The organism is Nitrospira sp. M1, from assembly GCF_965152605.1.
Map to the genome: position 1 here is coordinate 3188185 of NZ_OZ224217.1, position 18724 is coordinate 3206908.

Sequence of the window (18724 nt, forward strand, 5' to 3'; positions counted from 1 at the left end):
GTTCCCCTCACCTCTCTAGCCAACCGTCGCATAACGCTGTGCATCCAAATAACAATACAGGATAACGAATTCAATGAATACGAAACTAGGAACCCTCCATTGCATTGAAGCACGCAGTAGCCTTTCCGACACATGAAAAAAGATGCCACACAGAATCCTGCCTTAAATGACAGAGAACAAGACAGAATCGGCAAGGCTTCTACGTTCGATAGTCCATTTCCTCAGTAAAGAGACGTGTCAACAGACTACAAGTCGCACACGATCTGACATGATCCAGTATTGACCGTTATATCTGCGGTTTGACCGTTTCGTTCAGCTTTGAGTTCTTCCAAAGTCCTTCCCGTAAGTAAAGAATGCCTCCAGGCAAAACAGCAAAAATCAATAAAAACCGCAACACTAATGCCATCGTAAGAATGATCGTTGCGTTCGTTCCCGTCAACGAAAAAAAATAGACATACGCACCCTCCTGAACCCCAAGACCTGCAATGGAAATAGGGATCATGCTAATCAGCGAAATGATCGGAATGAACAAGACATAATACGCGAGTTCTACTGACAAGCCTAATCCTAAGCCAACCAACCAGGCACCAAAAATACGAAATCCTTGGATGCAAAAAGACAGCAGAAAAGCCAAAAACAAGCGAGCTTTGATTTTTTGGTAAAAGAGAAAAGCATGACGTAGCTTCAGTATCAACGAGGCAAACTTAGACTGAGGATTCAGTCGTTCCTCAACCCAAGGAACAAGAAAATAACAAGCAATAAGACCTCCAATCATCACAATCAAAAAAACCCCAAACACTCGACCAATCGTCAATTCGTGCATTTCGTCCAATTGAATATTTAAAAACAAAAAGCCTATCAACGCGGATCCTAGCAAGGAGATGAGCCCCAGAACTCTTTCCATAAAGATCGACGAAAACGAATCAATAGCTCCAGACCCTGACTTCATGAGCCCATAACCCTTTAAAAATTCACCACCGACACTTGACGGCATCACAAGCCCAACAAATGCGCTTTTAAAATAAATTCCCACTACTTCACGAAGCTTTACACTCGAAGACAATTGATTAATGAGAAGATACCACCGATAGGCATTCAGCAATCGATTGAGAATGACCAGTAACCCAGCACCAAACAGATAGCCGAAACTAATGTCGTCCATCCCGGGAAAGGCTTCCCAGTCAATCGCTTGAATGAGAACAAGCGTGACAACAAGACTCACCACGATACGAAACCAAAAGGCGTAGTTCATTGCCTATGGTCCAATTCGCACATACGACCATCCTGCATAGATGTCATGATCTTTCTCTGAAGCAAAGTATAGCGTCAGCATCACAGATTAAATGTCCCACGCATTACACCACTCATATGTCCATACCGACGAAATAGAATCGACTATTCGTGCTACGTTCGTTACACGGCGTGCTCAGATGAAAAATTTTCTATACACTCATGACATGTAACATGAATCGTGGAAAAATGAGTGCCGACCACACGCCGTGGGATCAAAGACACTCAACGACAATTTCAGCACCGTACGTAGTCAGGGCAACGCGACCTGCGTCACAACCATCGCAATAGCCATGTGTTGAGTATGGGACATGCTCACAGCAAAAGGGATGGAGACGAACGTTCCATGTCGATAATGTCGAAAAATTGGTGGGCCCTCATCAGGAGACAATAACTCAAGATGATTCATTTCTTCGTGGAGATACAACGGTTGGCATTTTTTAAGTGCTTCTTTTGCGCACCAGCGAGCTGCAAAATGCATACGGGGATGTTCTTGCAGAAGACAATAGGCAATCTCAACGGATGAAAATGAGCTTGTATAAAAGGAGTCCTTCCAATAGTCGTCCACCTCAGGAAAGCTTTCGACCATTTCAATATCAATTCCGCAACTGAGCACAGGTGCCGTCCCAATACGATTGGCTGCCACCGCCACAGAAGTCTCCGTATTCGTCACAGCCAAACCGTTCGAGGCAGATGCATGCGTCTCGGCACCGTTGGCAGAACCCCCAAGCACAGCTTCTTGCAATTCACCATAGGTTTGAGCCGAATAGACTCCACGACATTTCACCCCAAGACGATGTCGGATGGCCGCATCAAGCTTCGCCCTGGCCAAGGAGCCTTGCATGCGCCTTGTGGATAAGAGAAAATCAGCGGTGATTTGCTGAAGGTCCGTATCAAACAACTCGGCAACGACTTGTTTCAGTTCCTGTTCCATACGAATGCCTACCACCCCCTCACGCAGACACTACACAAATATCCACGCTGTCCGTCAGGCTTCACCATTGGGACCATAAAGTGATCCCAATGTTCAAATTTATCCCATTCTTGAATATTGGCAAGCGGAGTGAGGCAACGTGCACAACTGAGCTTGCTTACGTCTTCTGCGTCTTGATCGCTAGACGAAGCTCCAGCAAGGGCAGCCTCATATGCCTGAAGATGTTCACCAAGTTCGCGTAAAAACTTGGCTGCTTGACGTCCCTCGGATACTTGATGATCAAACGCTAATATCAGGTTAAAGACTCCTTCGCGACTTCCTGGTGGGAAAAACTCTCCTCCAACACCCAGGATCGCTGATTGCCCCTGATTGAGAAGCGGATGAAACGCAAAGACTCCCTCGCCTGACAAATCAGTCACCGTACACGTACCACCCTGAAGATTGGCACTGGAGAGCGTATTCCCAAGGTACGCAACCATCAATTCTTGGATCTCATTGGTAATCTCAGCAATACTTTTTGTATCCGCAGTGCGGATCACCGGAACCTTCAAGCCAAAATCTCCATCAATGGCAAACCCTATATTCACTTCGTCATACACATTTACATGTCCATCTTGATAAAACGCATTAAACCATGGATAGTGACGCAGCAAACGCGCGACTTCAAAAAGAATCACGGCTGTGGCCGATGCATCAATATGCTTATGCTGCTCAACTGCCGCTCGAAGACCTCTGGTTGGAACAGCCACCGTTATCACGCTCGGCAATGCATTCTGAGAGCCTGATGCCAAATACCCGATTTCGGTTCGTTTGCTTTTTGATAACTTTTCCGTTCGAAATGGAATGCCAAACGCCGGGGTCGGTGATACAGGTGAGATCGACCGTTCGCCTCGAACAACAGTTCGTGGCGCAGAAGGCTGAGTCTGCGCAGAAGACACTTCACCTAATTCAAGCAGGATATCTTTTGTCCGAACGAGCCCTCGACCAGCAAAACGCTCAAGTGGGAGGCCACGTTGCGCTAACAATGCGTGAGCTTTCTTTGTAAAGTGAGTCTGGATACCTTCGTTTGCGGAAAGAGCCTTAGAACCTTGACCGTTTGTATTGGCATCGACCGAAGAGACCGACACGTCTCCCGTGATAGGCGACTCGCTCCCTGCTTCACGTTCTTGTGCTTCACCTCGAATCCTGCATAACAAGGCTCCAACATCGATGTCGCTACCTGGCTCAAGCGAATATTCTAGAATTCCAGCAGCTGGGGCTTCTATTTCCATCACGGCCTTGCTTGTCTCGATTTCAGCGATCGTTTGCCCTTGAGACACGGACTCTCCATTGGCAACAGACCAAGACAGCAAGGTCACGGATTCGTCGTTCACATTGTCCTGCGGAATAATGACTGGAATACTGTTCATAGATTCATCATTTTTAAGGCCGTTGTCACTACATGACTTTCACCAGGTAAACATTCCTTCTCAAGAGGTCCGCTAGACGGAATTGGGTGCTTCGGTGACGAGACACGACACACGTGCTCAAGAAGATCTGGCTGATGCTCGGCAATCTGAGCCAACAGTTCAGACCCAAGAGCGGCAAAACTGATTCCCTCTTCCACAATCATCAGCCTACGCGTTGTTTGGAGTGATTCCATCACCGGCCAAGGGTTGAAGGGATATAACTGGAGAGGACAAATGACTTCACACAACACCTCATGCTCATCACACAATTGCTGGATCGCACGCTCGACATCGATCAGCATACCGCCGTAACACAACACTGTAAGATCAGGGGTGCTCAACGGACGTATACGCGTCGTGGGGAATTGCTCATGACTATGTTCAAGCGAAAATCCGCTGGGAACCTGATCGGTAACACGAAGACCATAGAGCAATTTATTTTCAATAATAATAGTAGGCCGATCAATGGACGAAAAGACTTCATCATAGACAAGCCCAGGATCAAATCGAGAATGAAGGGATAACATTCGAGTCCCTGGCAGGCCCATGAAATGCTTCTCGATACTTTGACTATGCGTCGGCCCATAGCCACGCTTCCCTCCCATAGGGGTTCGCACAACCAAAGGCACACGCACTTGCTCGTTATACATATAGCGAAATTTTGAGGCGTGGTTTAACAGTTGATCGAATGCCAAACCCAGAAAGTCACCAAACATTACTTCGCACACAGGGAGTAATCCGTTGAGTGCCAGCCCATTACCTAACCCCACTAATGCCGATTCGCTAATTGGCGTGTTTCGAACGCGCCCTGGAAACTCTTGACTCAGGTTCTTGGTAACCTTGAAAGCTCCACCATAGGGCCCTTCAATATCTTCCCCTATCAAGATAATCTTGTCATTCCGTTGCATATTACGCTGCAGCGAGAGATGTATCGCATTGACCATCCGTTCAGTCGATTGAATCTGCGTCGGCGTCCACTCAACAGAAGTCGAAGCGGTCTCCTCGTCGCTCACTTCACTCTCTGCTGAATAGGGCGTCGCATCGGACCGAGACACCGCTGCATCAATGCTCACTTGGATCTGTCGATCAATCTCTTCGATTTCCTTCGGAGTGGTCTGCTGACGGAAGAGTTCAATGGGATCTTTGGCCCAATATTCTTTGACTTCCTCCGGGTCCCGATCGTCGTCACCTTTGGAGTGAGCCATAAGCCGATAAGTGTCAATTTGCAAAAAGAGCGGCCGGCATTCGTCTCGGACATACTGAACAGAGCTGGCAGCCGTTATCATAAGCTCTTCTGTTTCCCAAGTGTTGGCATGAGCACTCTTGATCCCAAACGCTTCACCACGTGCGAGGATATTACCGGCCAAGGTCTGATGCTGAGACGTGCTCTGAGCATAGTAATTATTTTCCAGCACAACGAGTAATGGCAATTCCCATTTAGACACAATATTCATCGTTTCGTAGAGTGCGCCTTCACCCAAGGTTCCATCTCCAATGAACACCACCGAAATACAACCCGTTCTTGTCATTTTTTGAGCCATGGCAAGACCTGCAGCTACCGGAACAATGCCACCTTGAATTCCGTTACTGTAGAATCCCTGCGAACAGATGTGCTGACTCCCTCCCCGACCACCACACATGCCGTTCTGCTTTCCCATGATTTCACCAATCAGACCTTCAACGTCACCAGTTTTGGCTAAATAATGACCATGGCATCGATGGTTACTGAAAATCAGGTCTTCATCTTGTAACGCCTCACTGACTGCCACTCCAGTCCATTCTTGACCAATACAGGTGTGCACAGTCCCAAACAGCCGTCCCTCCTTAAATAACTCAAGCAGCCTCTGCTCGACACTTCGAATAAGGATCGCCTTTGCGTGAAGATGAAGGCCAACCTGTGTTGATTTTTCAGAAATCATCGCGTACCCGTTTCGTTAAATGAAAAACTCGCATGATTCAAGAATAGGAACTATGCCAAGGACTCCCCTCGTGAAAGAAAGAGGAGCTTCCTATTAGGAATGACAATCGCAAAGTCAGGAATATCTTCCGTCACCACGGCACCCGATCCAATGACACATCCATTACCAATTCTCACACCATCTTGAACAATCACACCGGAGCCGATCCAGACGTCGTTTCCAATGACAACGGGACCTTGAGAGTACAGCCCCTGCTCCATCATAGGAATCTGCCTGTCTGCGGTATGATACCGCCCGCCACCAATATAGCATTGCCCAGCCATCATGACCGACCGACCTAAGGTAATCCCACCAACCGAGCTCAACTGGCATTGACTCCCAATTGAACAAGAGTCACCGATCTCAATTGGACCATTTTTCGCTTGGATAATCGAACTCCGTGCAATCAACACATCATTCCCAATTTTTATCCCATGGGCTTCGCCGCCCTTCGCATCGACCAAACAATAATCATCAATCGCCACACGATCACCAAGCTCAACATTTCCTGGATGACGGAGGGAAATACTTCTCCCCCACACCACTCCAGCTCCGACTTTTTTGCACAACGAAGGAAAAAACTGCTTTCGGAGCAACAGACCAACCGCTCCCGGTAGTGGGCCAAACAGTACCGTCAAAAATTCAAACTTAAGCAATGCGCTAAAACTGGGAGAACCCACAAAAAACATTTGGTACTTCTTCAAGGCAGAGGTCTCTGGTTCTGCCAAACTTTTGACGAGCGACTTTTTCTCAATCACCTGCTCGGGTTTTGCCGAAATCATACGACCCACACCTTCATCTTCCTCTACTCACTTTGAGCATCATTCCCCTGTTATCGGCAATGTGTAACTGTTGATTAAGAAAAAGCATGACTCTCAGATCTAAGACATGCAAACTTATTCTGACTTATACCTTGGTCAATGGGCTTTTAGAACTTCCACTCAATCACTGTAAAAAATCAAGAGAGAAACAGACATCCTTCCGTTCTTCCTTCACACTCAACATTACTGGTAATTGCTCATGAATATCTCATATTATTATTGTAAAGACATCATGCAAAATAAGTAACCCTCGTCATAGACTCAACAATTAGAAGGTACGCGTTCTCTCGTAACGAGAAACACCGGCAGACCATTATCAAGCCAGAGCATGACCTCAAATGTCTTTACCTTGATGATGTTTTTTCCCGGATTTTTCCCGCACCATTTTCTCAAGCAAGCTATACAGATCATTAACCTTTTCACGAAAAGCGGCATAACTGAACTTTTGCTCAACCAACTGCTTACCAGCCGAACCAACCTTCAGGGCGAGGTCTTGGTCATGAACCAAACTCAGCATGCCTTCAGCAAAGGAATCGGGGGAAGGCTCAGCAAGAACGCCGACCTCTTCATTGAGCACTTGGGTATGTGTTGGCAAGTTCGTTGCCACAATAGGTTTTCCACTTTGCAAATAGGAATACAGCTTCATTGGGGTGTTATTCCCTTTTATACGCGGCGAAACCAAAATGTCGGCTTCCGCCAGAAACGATGCGAGTCGGTAAATAGGCTTTGGACCCAAAAAAGATACTCGTTCCTGCATCCCCAAATTGTAAGACTTTTGTTGGTATTTTTGAATATCAGCTGTTGCCCCCCCCACAATGACTAAATCAACATGGTCCACTTGTAATGAAAGAAGAGAAAAGCTATCCAAGAGTAAGTCGATTCCCTGATAGGATTCTAAATTTCCAACATACATCACTCGTAATCGATCTTGCTGGACATTAATGCCAAGAGAGGTACTCTCTACCGGATGACTCTTATCAAGCATAGGCACGTCATGGAGTGTGCGAACATGAGGGTGACCATGACTCAACGCAATTTTCCCAAGAGAATCACACACGGGGACAACCACTAACGCGTGTTTTAACGCAACTGATTCAAAATAGTTGAGGATAAAGGCACATGGCCGTAACACTGGAAATTTCTCCACCATTTGCTGAGCTAAAGAAGAGTCCATGTCATACACATACGGGACCCCAAATAGCAGCTTGAGGATCAGCGCAATAAAAACCGACTCTTCAACAGCATGAACAATATGGTACCGCTTCTTCCAAGATTGTTGAACCGCTCGCACTGCCAACAGGCCATCAGCAATAAGTTTCTTGAGGGAAAAACCAGGAGGAATGTCTTTGACAAACGGAACCCTGGGAATGCGATGCACCATCAATTGGTCATACTGCACATCGCTACCCTCATGGTACGTAAGCAAGTCAACTGACTCCCTCCGCTCAGAAAGCACTCGCAACATCAAATCCACAGCTATTGGCGTGCCTCGAGTTTGATAGAACGGATGAGGGGCAAGGAATAAAATATTCATAGATTAGCAAGCTCACGCATACACAGCCGTGATCAAACCAGAAACTTTCTTAGAAAATTCAGTGCATATGATTGCACGATAACCCAAGTCTCTTTAGCGAAACCACATAACTTCGAGTCAAATTCACACCACATGATAATCACAGTTGCGACATATGAGCGACAGGCATGTACTACCGATGAGAGATGCGTTTTTTGAAAAATTCACCTTACGCTGATTGAACTTCGAGAAATACCACTTACCCTATAACACTTTTCCTCGAAATACCAGAAGACCCAATTTTCAAGCAATTTCATACATATGTTGAAGCATCGATTCTCCAACTGTTCATTGCCCACAATCCATAGCTGTACGGGAAAGGATTGAGAGTCGAATCTCTCGTAAATACTAGGGACACTGGGAAGGAAGATTATTCACACAACGACAGGCAAGACAATGCCTATTTAGGCGTATAGCTATTGGCTGAGTCTGAATGACTAGGAAGACTCGCACATGACTCAAGCTCTTCATGTTGTTGGCCGGAGCCTGGATACGGCCCTAAAGAAGAAGAAAAAGAAGGTAGGGCTTCACGAATTGGCGAAAATTGAAAATCCTCAAGAAGCCACGTCATTCGTTTTTGTGTTTTCTGGAGGTTGACATAATGACGAAACTTAGAAAGAAGCGAACCGTTCATCTTTGGCTGTTCAGGGTCAAGTTCCCATGGATGAAAATACATGACCAAGGGGTGACCTTCTCGTTCAACTTTATGAAGGAACCAACGAAACATTGAATATGGGAAAAGACGAAAATAGCCCCCTCCCCCCACGGGAATCCGCATCCACCCAACCTTACAAGTAGAAGGCGGCACCTCCCAGAGCATCCCTGATCCCGTATCGAGGGAATGAACGCGCGGACTCGCATCAAGAATTCCGTAGGAATCATGCATAGCTGGAACGATACTTGAATCGTAAAGAAACCCCTCCTCTACAAGAATCGGCAAGGCCCATGTTGTCTCCTTTGTAATTGAAAACGTTGGAGCACGATAGCCAAGAACAGCCCGTCCGGTGATATCTTCAAGAACTTTTTTGGCACGTCGTATATCCTCACGAAATGTTGCTGGATTCTGGACGGAAATAAGTTCATGCGAATAACCATGACAGGCAATTTCATGTCCGGCATTGGCAATACGCTTCACCATCTCTGGGTGTCGCTCAGCCACCCATCCCAAAATAAACATCGTGGCTTTCACGTTCGCTGAATCAAGCAGAGCAAGAATGGTATCGGTACTCTTTTCAACTCGGCTTTGAAGGACCTCCCAATGGCGACGTCGTGCAGGGCAATCGAAAGCCGCTACTTGAAAGTGTTCTTCAATGTCAAAGCTTAAACTATGAATCATATTTTATACTCCGTCAATATCCCTTATCGCGCCCCTGTCCCAAGTAGAACAACATGAAAGGTCCGAAGCAATATCCGAACATCAAGCCATAGTGAAAGATTTTTCACATAATAAAGATCGTATTGCAACTTCATATGTGAGTCTTCTAATGATGCCGCATACTGAAAGCATGTCTGAGCCCACCCTGTAATCCCAGGGCGCACGGTATGACGAAGGTCATAAAACGGAATAAATGTCCGAAGCTCTTGCACAAAATGAGGGCGTTCAGGCCTTGGCCCCACAAGACTCATCTCACCCTTCAAGACATTAATAAACTGCGGCAATTCATCAAGCCGCAATCGCCTCAACCAATACCCTACCCTCGTTACACGATCATCTGAAACGGAAGCCCACCTAACACCATCATCTTCAGCATTATGCCGCATTGAACGAAACTTTCGGAGTACATAGGGATACCCATGAAGCCCAACACGAGTCTGTCGGTAAAAAACAGGCCCTTGCGAATCAAGCTTGACGATGATCGCAATAAGAAGAAGAAGCGGAGCCAGAAAAAGCAGGCCGAATGCTGCTCCTAAAACGTCAACTAACCGTTTGAGAACCATCACAACAGGCTTGCGCCGAAATCCTTGTGAGAAAATCAAAAAACTCGGTTTCAGCTCATCAATACTGAGTCGTCCGCACTCTGCCTCATACATTCGATGACCATCAACGACCTCAACACCCAAGGATTTAATATCCAGCAAGGCGTCTAACGGCATCGTTCCACGACGATCTTCAAAACAGACAGCAATGGTCTGCACACGATGATTTTCAGTCACTTCAAACAGTTGATCAATTGTCCCAATGACTGGCGGAATGGAAGAGGACGTACTGACAGAGGCAATGTTCTTCGATAAAAATCCAACCACATCAAATCGGCTTTTCCCATTGGTGACCAATACTCTGGCAAGGTTACTTGCTAATCCTCCATCACCAAGGATTAAGACTCTTCTTCGGAGCCCTAAGACTTCAAAGAGCCGCTCAATGAATCCAACCTGCTCTGACATAACATGTGGAAGATCACCTAAATGAGAATCAATCATCCTCTTTCGCCAATGGCATAAGGCACCTCGTACCCTTGTCGCACATAATATGGCATCCCTTGCGACCAGGCATCTGTCAATACTAAACGAGCCTGAGCCGTCGTCTTCAACATATCGGTGGCTTTCATCACAACATCTTTCGGTGTACTTCCAGATCGAACCACAAAGAGAAGGATTTCAGCCAGACCGGTCAACGCATTAATATCTGCCAAGGGGAGAATGGGCGGCGCATCTAAAAGAATATAGCGAAACCGAGGCTTTAAGGATTCAATCACCGACGCTAGCTGTGGAAACTTAGAAAGCGGAACAGGAAACTCCTTGATATTTCCAACAGTAAGGATCCAAAGCGGACCGTCAGAGACTTGATGCATACACGCTTCAAGTGGTTCTTCCCCATGAAAGTATTCGGCTAGTCCCGGCTCACTCGATATGGACATGAGTTCATGCACGGCCGGACGTTTAAAATCACAATCAATGACGAGCGTCGGTTCATTCAGATCATTTGCTAACGTGTAAGCAAGATTTGCAACCGTTGAGGTTTTCCCTTCCCCTTTCATGGAACTTGTGACAAGCACAACCGTACTTTCTTGAGTCGAATGCATAAGATTGAGCCTTGTCGCGGCCACTCGAAATTGCTCAGCCACAATAGAGCCAGGCCTCCACTTTGCGACAAGTCCAAGCTCTTGAGGAAATCCATTTTTAGAATGACTGCCAGATTTCCCATTTGTTGTTTTTACTGGAAATCCCTGCGGTAAGTATTGAGGACTCAGACTACCATCGGCACGATGCCCCGAGCTAAATTCCGATGGGGTATGGGGTAGACTCTTGAATGACTTTCCGTAAGCAATTTGAAAACTCGGAATCGTTGCAAGAATAGGCAGGCCAATGGAGACCTCCGCATCTTCAGAACGACGAAATGTTGGTTTCCATTGCTCCAGGATAAATGCCAAACCATATCCAAGGCCACACCCAACCACAAATCCTGCAAGAACAATAAGGTATCGCGGAGGACCTTCCGGCAGTGTTGGCAAATTCGCAGGATCGAGGATTCGGAATCGTTCAGCTTTTTGGCGTTTTTCTAAATTTTCGGAGATTCGAGAATTGAGTTGTTTTTCATGCAACCGCTGATAATTTTCGCGCATATTGGCATAGTCACGCTGCAAAACGAGTAACTCTTGTTCATATTGTGGCGTAACTTCAATATTCTTCTGGTGTTTCGACATGTCAGCATCAATGTTTTTGCTCCGAGACCTGAGCGTTTGTATTTGCATTTTGAGTTCAGCTTGGGTGTTGATTAAATCTTGAAGATACGGATCGAACTTTTGAGACGTATCACCCAAACCTTCAGCCAGGAAATCTTCACTAAGAGGATCTTCTCCACCCATGCCAAGCGCATCTCGCTCAGCAATTTCTGATTCAAGTCGTTTGATATGATTTTTTAAGGAAATGACATCGGGATAAGACTCGGTATATTCCACCAACATCTTGGCCAAGTCTTCCTTCATGAGCCCCAAACGTTGTACGAGCGGATCGGCCATGGGAGCACCGGTTGCTCCAGTTGGATTAAAACTGGACATATCCGCCATCGTTCCAGCCATGGCTTCATAATCACGAATGGACTTTTTCGTCAATTCGACTCTCGTACTCAGATTATTCAAGGATTCCTGAATGGATTCCTTTTCTGCTTGGAGCCGATCTAAACTTCGAAGATTTGTGGTCAGTTGCCCAGGCAGCTGACCTACATGTTTTAATTTAAATTCACTTAACAGTTTTTCCTTCGCATCTAATTCCTTCCGAGCAATATCTAACTCCTGGTTGAGAAACTCAGACGCGCCTTCGACAAATTGTTCGCGAATTTTTAAATTTTGATCGATGTATTGAGAAGCAATTTTGGCCGTCACCTTCATCGCAGTCATAGGATCGCCATGCGCGAATGAAATCGTAAACGACTCCAGGCGGCCTCGAGACCCCTTAGTCTCTAATGTGACATTTTTAGCCAGAGCTGCAATCACAGTGTCATATCCATCTTTCTTAATTATTTCGGGGTATAAATTCAGCTCTTCAATCACTTTTTGCAGACTGGTCCGGCTGAGAACTCGCTGCGTGATGGTCGACACTCGTTCAGCCACCCCATCATCAACCATGGGACGCACGATGTTCCCAGGAATTTTTTGATGTTCCACTAAGATGGTTGTACTGGAACGATAGATTTCAGGTTGATTCCATGCAAAAACACCAGATGCAACGACACAAATAAGGACGATAGTGATGATCAACCACTTCCGGCGAATGGCAATATCCAGAAGTTCCTCCAGATAGACCTGAATCATGAGGTTATCGCCACCACTGGCACTACTTGAATTTGAAATATTTCCTGATTCCATACGAGTTACAAGACGTATCGTCCCCTTAAATATAAAAAGTACTCACTGTTGTTCATAAATAGACTTAGAAAAAACTACCATGTGACATACCGTCAATGAGCCTTGGCCCTTTGACTGCTTATGTGTTAGGGAACAACAATGGTATCCCCTGATTGTAGTGTCACATTGTACGCCGCCCCATCATCAGAAATAAGATCGTCATATCTAACGGGAATCCGTAATTCTTTGACTTTCCCATCACCATTCAAGACATTTCTGATAATTCGAATATCATTTTGAGAGGCAAATTGCGTGAAACCTCCCGCGAGAGAGACCGCCTGCAAAATTGTCGTGTAGGATTTCATCTGAAGTTTCCCAGGAGTGTTGACCTCACCAACAACAAAGACGTAATAGCTATTTACTTCAATCACGTTCACAGACACAGCTGGATTTTCTTTAAACGCTTTGTACCGTTCTTCAATTTCTTCAGCAAGCTGATCCGCTGTTAGGCCTGCAGCAGGAACATCTCCAATCAACGGTAGTGAAACTTTCCCATCCGGACGAATGACCACTTCCTTAGAAAGATCTTCATTCTTCCACACAACTACATCCAACACATCTTCAGGACCCAGAAGAAACCCTTCTTCCGGAGGTCCGGGAGGAACAATGACATCGGGTCTCGGACAACCAAGGAGCAGACAAGAAAAAAGAACAGCGAACAGGACAAAGAGCTGACGCTTGCATCGGGTCATGTATTCCACCACCTATCCAGAAAATTTTGAATTCATTGAAAACTCACGGCAACAACACCATGGTTTCTGAAGGCACAACAATCGTATCGCCAGGTTTGACAACTACATTTTCTGCACCACGAAGAATAATATCGTCATAATTGACAATAAGCTTATCCGATCCATCGCCATTGACCCCAATACGAAAAATGACAATGCGACTCCGCACGGCATCGGGTGTTAACCCACCGGCTAAGGTAATGGCTTGAACCAGCGTCGTTCGACTGAGGAGTGGAAGCTTCCCGCTCGTCCCGGTGGCACCTTGAACATAGTAGTAGTAACTATTCACAGCCTTGACAACAATGGCAATGGTAGGACTTTCCTTGTATGCACTCAACCGCTCAGTAATTTCCTCTCGAAGTTCCTGCGTGGTTCGACCAACAGCCTTCACGTCTCCAATCAAGGGTAAGGTAATACGCCCATCAGGCCTCACGACCACTTCTCGAGATAAATCCGTATTTTTCCATACACTAATTTCCAGAACATCTTCAGGACCAATAATATATTCCTCTGTGACGATTAAGGCCCTCTTTTCTGCTCGTTTTTCTGGGTCAGGAGCAGGATCCTGAGCATGGCCTATCCCTATACCAGCGCACAGGGCGAACACCAGAAATATCAGCACGACGGATCCACCTTTGCCTCTGCAAACCCTCATAATCTCACCTCGTCCCTACGAGAATACCTATATCAAGCATCCTCATTTAAGCGATTTCTATTGATAGATCAGTGGTATAACAAATGTCCGTGTAATCCACCCTATGCACTCTCTCACTATCTACAACCCAAACACGATTCCCTAAAACACTGATCAGCTTGCAATAACCTTAGTCATCGCTTTATGATTTCAGCTTAAAAATAAAGCATTTATACTTAGGAAATTGAAGCCAAAAGTCTGGAAGCTCACAATTCTAAAAGTATACTATATTAGTAGAAAGAGTGATACCTCTCAAGACCATACCTTATCACGAATTTCTACAATCGCCGTATTTAGTCCCACGGTCATTTCAAAAAGCCAAACCCTCCTACATCACCTTTTGCTCCCGACATCGTTCTAAGCAACACTGCAATACAGATACCATTATTCAATCCAATACCTGCATGGAGCGCAAATATTCCTTAAAACTCGCTATTATTATGCAATCAACATGAAACATCAGAACGATTAGAATAGACCTCTTTACTAACTCTCCCTTCGGTTACCTCACTACGAATTCTTTAACGAAAGATTTATATGAGAAATTGAAAAATATCGACACCGTAGGTAGAAACTTATCCTTTTGTCGAACACAATTCACTGCTTGTAGGTAAAAAATGGCGGACAATGCTCCTCATCCGTACATAAACTCATACAGTGGCTTCATAGTCAGTACGATGAGTTGGGTCAGTGAAACCTGTCAAGAAAACTTCCAAAATACAATGCATGCATACAGGAAATGGTGCCCCCGAGACGATTTGAACGTCCGACCTCCGGTTTAGGAAACCGCTGCTCTATCCACCTGAGCTACGGGGGCAAGGTATATTTTCTTAACGATTATAGGTGTTTACGAACTTGAAAATTCGAGGCGCACACTAATACACGGTCTTGCATGACTCTCATGAAGAGTCATGTCTATGAGCCAATACATTCGCACTGTCTAAAACGAGCTTCGGGGCAGGGAAGAAAGACCTCAATCAACAAATGCTTACCCTGGAAGAAGTCTACAAGAATTCATATAACCAAACAAGGAAATGCCTTAAATACTAAGCTGCATAAATTCGGCAAGGTCATAATGACGAAGGAATGCGAGAAAAGACTGTAGCTAACTCTCTTTATGATTGACTGCTGATTCAAAGACTGACATATCTGTTTCCGTGTATGCGTATCGCCTTCCATAGATTGTTTTTGAGCAACAATCTGTGTTCTTCTGGACACAAGAAAAAGGTTCAACCTACGAGCAGAAAAGAATACTCACTCATATAGTTTTCTACTTGATGTCACAGAAACCAAGAGACGTTCAAGCTATGAACGACTCATACCTATACTATTCACAACACTTAAAATGCAAAATTTTCTGCATCCTATGAAACCGAAAAAATACGTATCAGTTCATCCATGAAAGTCATTTCTAATCCAGCCAATCGGTTTCTTTCTGAACAGCGGGAAATTCTCGACCCGATAAGTCAGACGAGCATCACCGTGTACCACGAACAAGCAAAAAGTATCCTCAGTCGCAACGAAAGCCCAGACCTGCCCTTCCGATGGAGCCTCACCCCCTACCGAGGGTGCTTCCATGCATGTGCGTATTGTTATGCCAGGCCAACTCATGAATATTGGGGATTTGGCGCAGGCACCGACTTTGACGCGAAACTCGTGGTCAAGACCAATGCACCAGAGTTACTCAGAAGCACCTTGAATACACGGTCCTGGAAAGGAGAGCTGATTGTTTTTTCCGGTAATACCGATTGCTATCAACCACTAGAGGCCACCTATCGACTCACCAGAGCCTGCCTCGACGTTTGCCAATCGTATAAAAATCCCGTAGGAATCATTACGAAATCACCCCTCATTATTCAAGACCAGGATATTCTTCAGCAGCTGCAGAAAGAAGCCTGGCTTCGTGTGTATTTCAGCATCCCTTTTGCCAAAAATGAGACAGCTCGAAAAGTTGAACCTCAAGCCCCCTCAATCTCTCGCAGATTCGAAGCGATGGAACAGCTTTCCCGAATAGGCATCCCAACCGCCGTCTCCCTTGCCCCAATCATTCCCGGCCTTAATGAACAGGATATTCCTGCCATCCTCAGGAAAGCTCGTGACGCCGGAGCCACCGCCGCAACCTACAGCCTCCTCCGTCTTAACGGAAATGTCGAGCCTGTCTTCATTGAACGAATGACGAAACAATTTCCAGATCGTATCGAGAAAATCCTGAATCGCTTAAAAGAGTTACGGAATGGATCATTTTCAGAAGAAAATTTTTTTGCTCGCCAAAATGGCCACGGAGCAACCTGGCGCATGATCGAACAACTTTTTCAACTGAGTTGCAAACAACTCGGCTATCACTCACACGCTGATCACCCTGTTCCCCACACATTTCAACGACCCGGCCCTCAGCAAACAGACCTTTTTCACAACATCTAATGACGAGAGATTTTTCGCGTGAACTGACAACCATGAAAGCCGTGAAGTACAATCTTGTTTTATACTATTCTCCAATATCGCTAACAAAGAGGATGCACCAAAAAACAATGAGCAATTCAGCACCACAATCAACCGGACCACAGAAGTCATTCAGGCATTGGATACTCGGCTTATGCCTTATTCTCACGATCGGACAAGGGTGCACAGAAGAAGCCACGGTGTGGGATGAATATACGCAGAAGGGTGATCAACTCCTCCAGCAAAGTAAATTCTCAGATGCCGAAAAAGAATACACAGCCGCACTCAAGGAAGCTCAGAAAAAAGATGGCCAAGACCCTCGTATAGCCAAGAGCTTAAACAAGCTGGCTATCCTCCATGACGCTCAAGGTGAATATGCGAAAGCTGAGCACTTTTTAACCAAAATCGTCGAAATCTACAAACAAGACCCAACGTCGCATCAACTCGACCTCGCATCGACCCTGAGTAACTTAGGGGCCGTGCATTATGCGCAAGAACAGTACGGCGCGGCCCAACCATTGTTCAAACAAGCCATTCAGATGAGAGAGCAGGAACTTGGAAAAGATCATAAAGATTTAGTCAATGATCTTAAAAACCTTGCAGGCCTCCACGCTCGGCAACACGAGTATGAGGAAGCCGAACCCCATCTCAAACGTGCCCTCGGTATCATTGAAAAAGTTTCAGGACCGAACAGTACTAATTTAGTTCCACACCTCAATAATTTAGCGCTTCTCTACCAAACCCAGAAACGTCTGAGCGAAGCAGAAGCTCTCCTCAAACAAGCTATTGCCATTAATGAAGAATCCATGGGAGCCGATAACCCACGACTCACCGGAAGTTTGAACAATTTGGCCTTACTGTACAATGAGCAAAAAGATTATGCACAAGCCGAAACGCTGCTGAAACGAATTCTTGACATCTATGAAAAAGCCTTAGGACCAGACAGCCCGCAAGTAGCCGCAAGCTTGAGTCAACTCGCCTCACTGTATCATGCGCAACAACAATATGATAAAGCGCAAACACTGCTTGAACGTGCTCGAAAAAACCTTGAGAAAAAATTAGGGAATGAAGATCCACGACTCGCGAGAATTCTCAATAACCTCGCCCTGGTGTATGCCATTCAAAATCACACACAAAAAGCCGAAGAACTGTTTCAACACACCATCACCATGATTGAAAAAACAAAAGGAAGTGATCACCCACTCTTAGAGCGAACGCTCAGAAATTATGCCAGTTACCTCAAGCAACACAACCGAGATAAAGAAGCCGAGCCACTGGAATCTCGAGCCAATGCCATACGGGAAAAGCATCAACAGAAAAAAGCATAGTACGCGTAGTCAGATACCAAAGCGCTTTCTGCTTGGCCCACAATATAGGACGTCATGGCACAACCGCTCATGCATAGCAACAAGAGCTGCCTCAATCCTTTCCCCTCTCCCTATTCAAACCGAATAGGACAATTGCGAGTGAGACAAACGACTCTGTGAGCTAGCATATTTGAGGGCATGAAACGAAGTTCGCGATACGAGTAGCGGCTTTAGCAAGGAGTCGAACAATGGATGAAATGCACAAACGCGTCCTCAGTGTCATCGAATGCAAAAACTCAACTTGCAGGCACAAGATGACAAGAGAAGGCTACCCAGACGATTGGCCCGACGACGATGTTTCTGAAGATCGTATACATTCAGATTGGAATGACGACCTGACCCCCTTCTGCATCAATTGCCCAAGCTGTGGACACTTTACTGGAAATAAAATCCATCGGACCCCAAAACGTTTTGAATGAATAGGCATATCACATTACAATAAGAGTCAGTCTCGAATTAAAGGCCAATACGACATCGAATACCTATCGGTCAAACCATCCGCATACCCCCAGAGAATTTCGCCTCATATCGTTCAGCACTCGCATTACCCCCTCTAAAGAGTAATGATGGAAGTACGTAGTAGATATTTCCTTCATTGAAAAAAATGAAAATGCATTCCTATACTCTC

General features: G+C 45.6%; 13 protein-coding genes and 1 tRNA gene. 2 read left to right on the forward strand and 12 right to left on the reverse strand.

The genetic code is table 11. The features are described 5' to 3' along the window. Positions 1-286: 286 nt before the first annotated feature. From ACWHX8_RS14440 to ACWHX8_RS14495, 12 genes are all read right to left on the reverse strand, one after another. The gene (locus ACWHX8_RS14440) at positions 287-1252 is read right to left on the reverse strand and encodes a lysylphosphatidylglycerol synthase transmembrane domain-containing protein (RefSeq protein ID WP_447968832.1); all 966 of its coding nucleotides are present in this window, start codon (positions 1250-1252) and stop codon (positions 287-289) included. A gap of 291 nt (positions 1253-1543) precedes the next feature. Further along, positions 1544-2224, reverse strand: a complete 681-nt coding sequence (locus tag ACWHX8_RS14445) for a 4'-phosphopantetheinyl transferase superfamily protein (RefSeq protein ID WP_447968833.1) — start codon at positions 2222-2224, stop codon at positions 1544-1546. Between the two features lie 8 nt (positions 2225-2232). After that, the gene (locus tag ACWHX8_RS14450) at positions 2233-3633 is read right to left on the reverse strand and encodes a 2-oxo acid dehydrogenase subunit E2 (RefSeq protein WP_447968834.1); all 1401 of its coding nucleotides are present in this window, start codon (positions 3631-3633) and stop codon (positions 2233-2235) included. Next, positions 3630-5591 (reverse strand): dehydrogenase E1 component subunit alpha/beta, encoded by a 1962-nt coding sequence (locus ACWHX8_RS14455; protein ID WP_447968835.1) that lies wholly within the window; start codon positions 5589-5591, stop codon positions 3630-3632. The genes ACWHX8_RS14450 and ACWHX8_RS14455 overlap by 4 nt, the downstream gene beginning before the upstream one ends. 50 nt (positions 5592-5641) lie before the next feature. Continuing rightward, the gene (locus ACWHX8_RS14460; protein ID WP_447968836.1) at positions 5642-6412 is read right to left on the reverse strand and encodes an acyltransferase; all 771 of its coding nucleotides are present in this window, start codon (positions 6410-6412) and stop codon (positions 5642-5644) included. Positions 6413-6785: 373 nt separating this feature from the next. Beyond that, positions 6786-7985, reverse strand: a complete 1200-nt coding sequence (locus tag ACWHX8_RS14465; RefSeq protein ID WP_447968837.1) for a glycosyltransferase family 4 protein — start codon at positions 7983-7985, stop codon at positions 6786-6788. Positions 7986-8424: 439 nt separating this feature from the next. Then, complete coding sequence (locus tag ACWHX8_RS14470; RefSeq protein ID WP_447968838.1) at positions 8425-9360, reverse strand: XrtA system polysaccharide deacetylase; 936 nt, start codon at positions 9358-9360, stop codon at positions 8425-8427. 23 nt (positions 9361-9383) lie between these two features. Next, positions 9384-10442, reverse strand: coding sequence for a TIGR03013 family XrtA/PEP-CTERM system glycosyltransferase (locus ACWHX8_RS14475; RefSeq protein WP_447968839.1), 1059 nt, complete (start codon positions 10440-10442; stop codon positions 9384-9386). Next, on the reverse strand, positions 10439-12772 hold the full coding sequence (locus tag ACWHX8_RS14480) for an XrtA system polysaccharide chain length determinant (RefSeq protein ID WP_447968840.1): 2334 nt from the start codon (positions 12770-12772) through the stop codon (positions 10439-10441). The genes ACWHX8_RS14475 and ACWHX8_RS14480 overlap by 4 nt, the downstream gene beginning before the upstream one ends. A 179-nt stretch (positions 12773-12951) precedes the next feature. Then, positions 12952-13557, reverse strand: coding sequence for a polysaccharide biosynthesis/export family protein (locus tag ACWHX8_RS14485; RefSeq protein ID WP_447968841.1), 606 nt, complete (start codon positions 13555-13557; stop codon positions 12952-12954). 43 nt (positions 13558-13600) lie between these two features. Then, the gene (locus tag ACWHX8_RS14490) at positions 13601-14251 is read right to left on the reverse strand and encodes a polysaccharide biosynthesis/export family protein (protein ID WP_447968842.1); all 651 of its coding nucleotides are present in this window, start codon (positions 14249-14251) and stop codon (positions 13601-13603) included. A gap of 779 nt (positions 14252-15030) precedes the next feature. Further along, positions 15031-15107: transfer RNA gene (locus ACWHX8_RS14495), tRNA-Arg, on the reverse strand. Positions 15108-15688: 581 nt separating this feature from the next. On the opposite strand from ACWHX8_RS14495, the gene ACWHX8_RS14500 reads away from it, so the two are divergent. Both ACWHX8_RS14500 and ACWHX8_RS14505 read left to right on the forward strand, forming a co-directional pair. Next, positions 15689-16711 (forward strand): PA0069 family radical SAM protein, encoded by a 1023-nt coding sequence (locus ACWHX8_RS14500; RefSeq protein ID WP_447968843.1) that lies wholly within the window; start codon positions 15689-15691, stop codon positions 16709-16711. Positions 16712-16818: 107 nt separating this feature from the next. Continuing rightward, complete coding sequence (locus tag ACWHX8_RS14505) at positions 16819-18057, forward strand: tetratricopeptide repeat protein (protein WP_447968844.1); 1239 nt, start codon at positions 16819-16821, stop codon at positions 18055-18057. Positions 18058-18724 lie beyond the last annotated feature (667 nt).

Coding starts and splice junctions, on each gene's coding strand:
- ACWHX8_RS14450 (WP_447968834.1), bottom strand. CDS start 3,633: ATGAACAGTATTCCAGTCATTATTCCGCAGGACAATGTGAACGACGAA.
- ACWHX8_RS14475 (WP_447968839.1), bottom strand. CDS start 10,442: ATGATTGATTCTCATTTAGGTGATCTTCCACATGTTATGTCAGAGCAG.
- ACWHX8_RS14505 (WP_447968844.1), top strand. CDS start 16,819: ATGAGCAATTCAGCACCACAATCAACCGGACCACAGAAGTCATTCAGG.
- ACWHX8_RS14500 (WP_447968843.1), top strand. CDS start 15,689: ATGAAAGTCATTTCTAATCCAGCCAATCGGTTTCTTTCTGAACAGCGG.
- ACWHX8_RS14490 (WP_447968842.1), bottom strand. CDS start 14,251: ATGAGGGTTTGCAGAGGCAAAGGTGGATCCGTCGTGCTGATATTTCTG.
- ACWHX8_RS14460 (WP_447968836.1), bottom strand. CDS start 6,412: ATGATTTCGGCAAAACCCGAGCAGGTGATTGAGAAAAAGTCGCTCGTC.
- ACWHX8_RS14470 (WP_447968838.1), bottom strand. CDS start 9,360: ATGATTCATAGTTTAAGCTTTGACATTGAAGAACACTTTCAAGTAGCG.
- ACWHX8_RS14480 (WP_447968840.1), bottom strand. CDS start 12,772: ATGATTCAGGTCTATCTGGAGGAACTTCTGGATATTGCCATTCGCCGG.
- ACWHX8_RS14445 (WP_447968833.1), bottom strand. CDS start 2,224: ATGGAACAGGAACTGAAACAAGTCGTTGCCGAGTTGTTTGATACGGAC.
- ACWHX8_RS14465 (WP_447968837.1), bottom strand. CDS start 7,985: ATGAATATTTTATTCCTTGCCCCTCATCCGTTCTATCAAACTCGAGGC.
- ACWHX8_RS14455 (WP_447968835.1), bottom strand. CDS start 5,591: ATGATTTCTGAAAAATCAACACAGGTTGGCCTTCATCTTCACGCAAAG.
- ACWHX8_RS14440 (WP_447968832.1), bottom strand. CDS start 1,252: ATGAACTACGCCTTTTGGTTTCGTATCGTGGTGAGTCTTGTTGTCACG.
- ACWHX8_RS14485 (WP_447968841.1), bottom strand. CDS start 13,557: ATGACCCGATGCAAGCGTCAGCTCTTTGTCCTGTTCGCTGTTCTTTTT.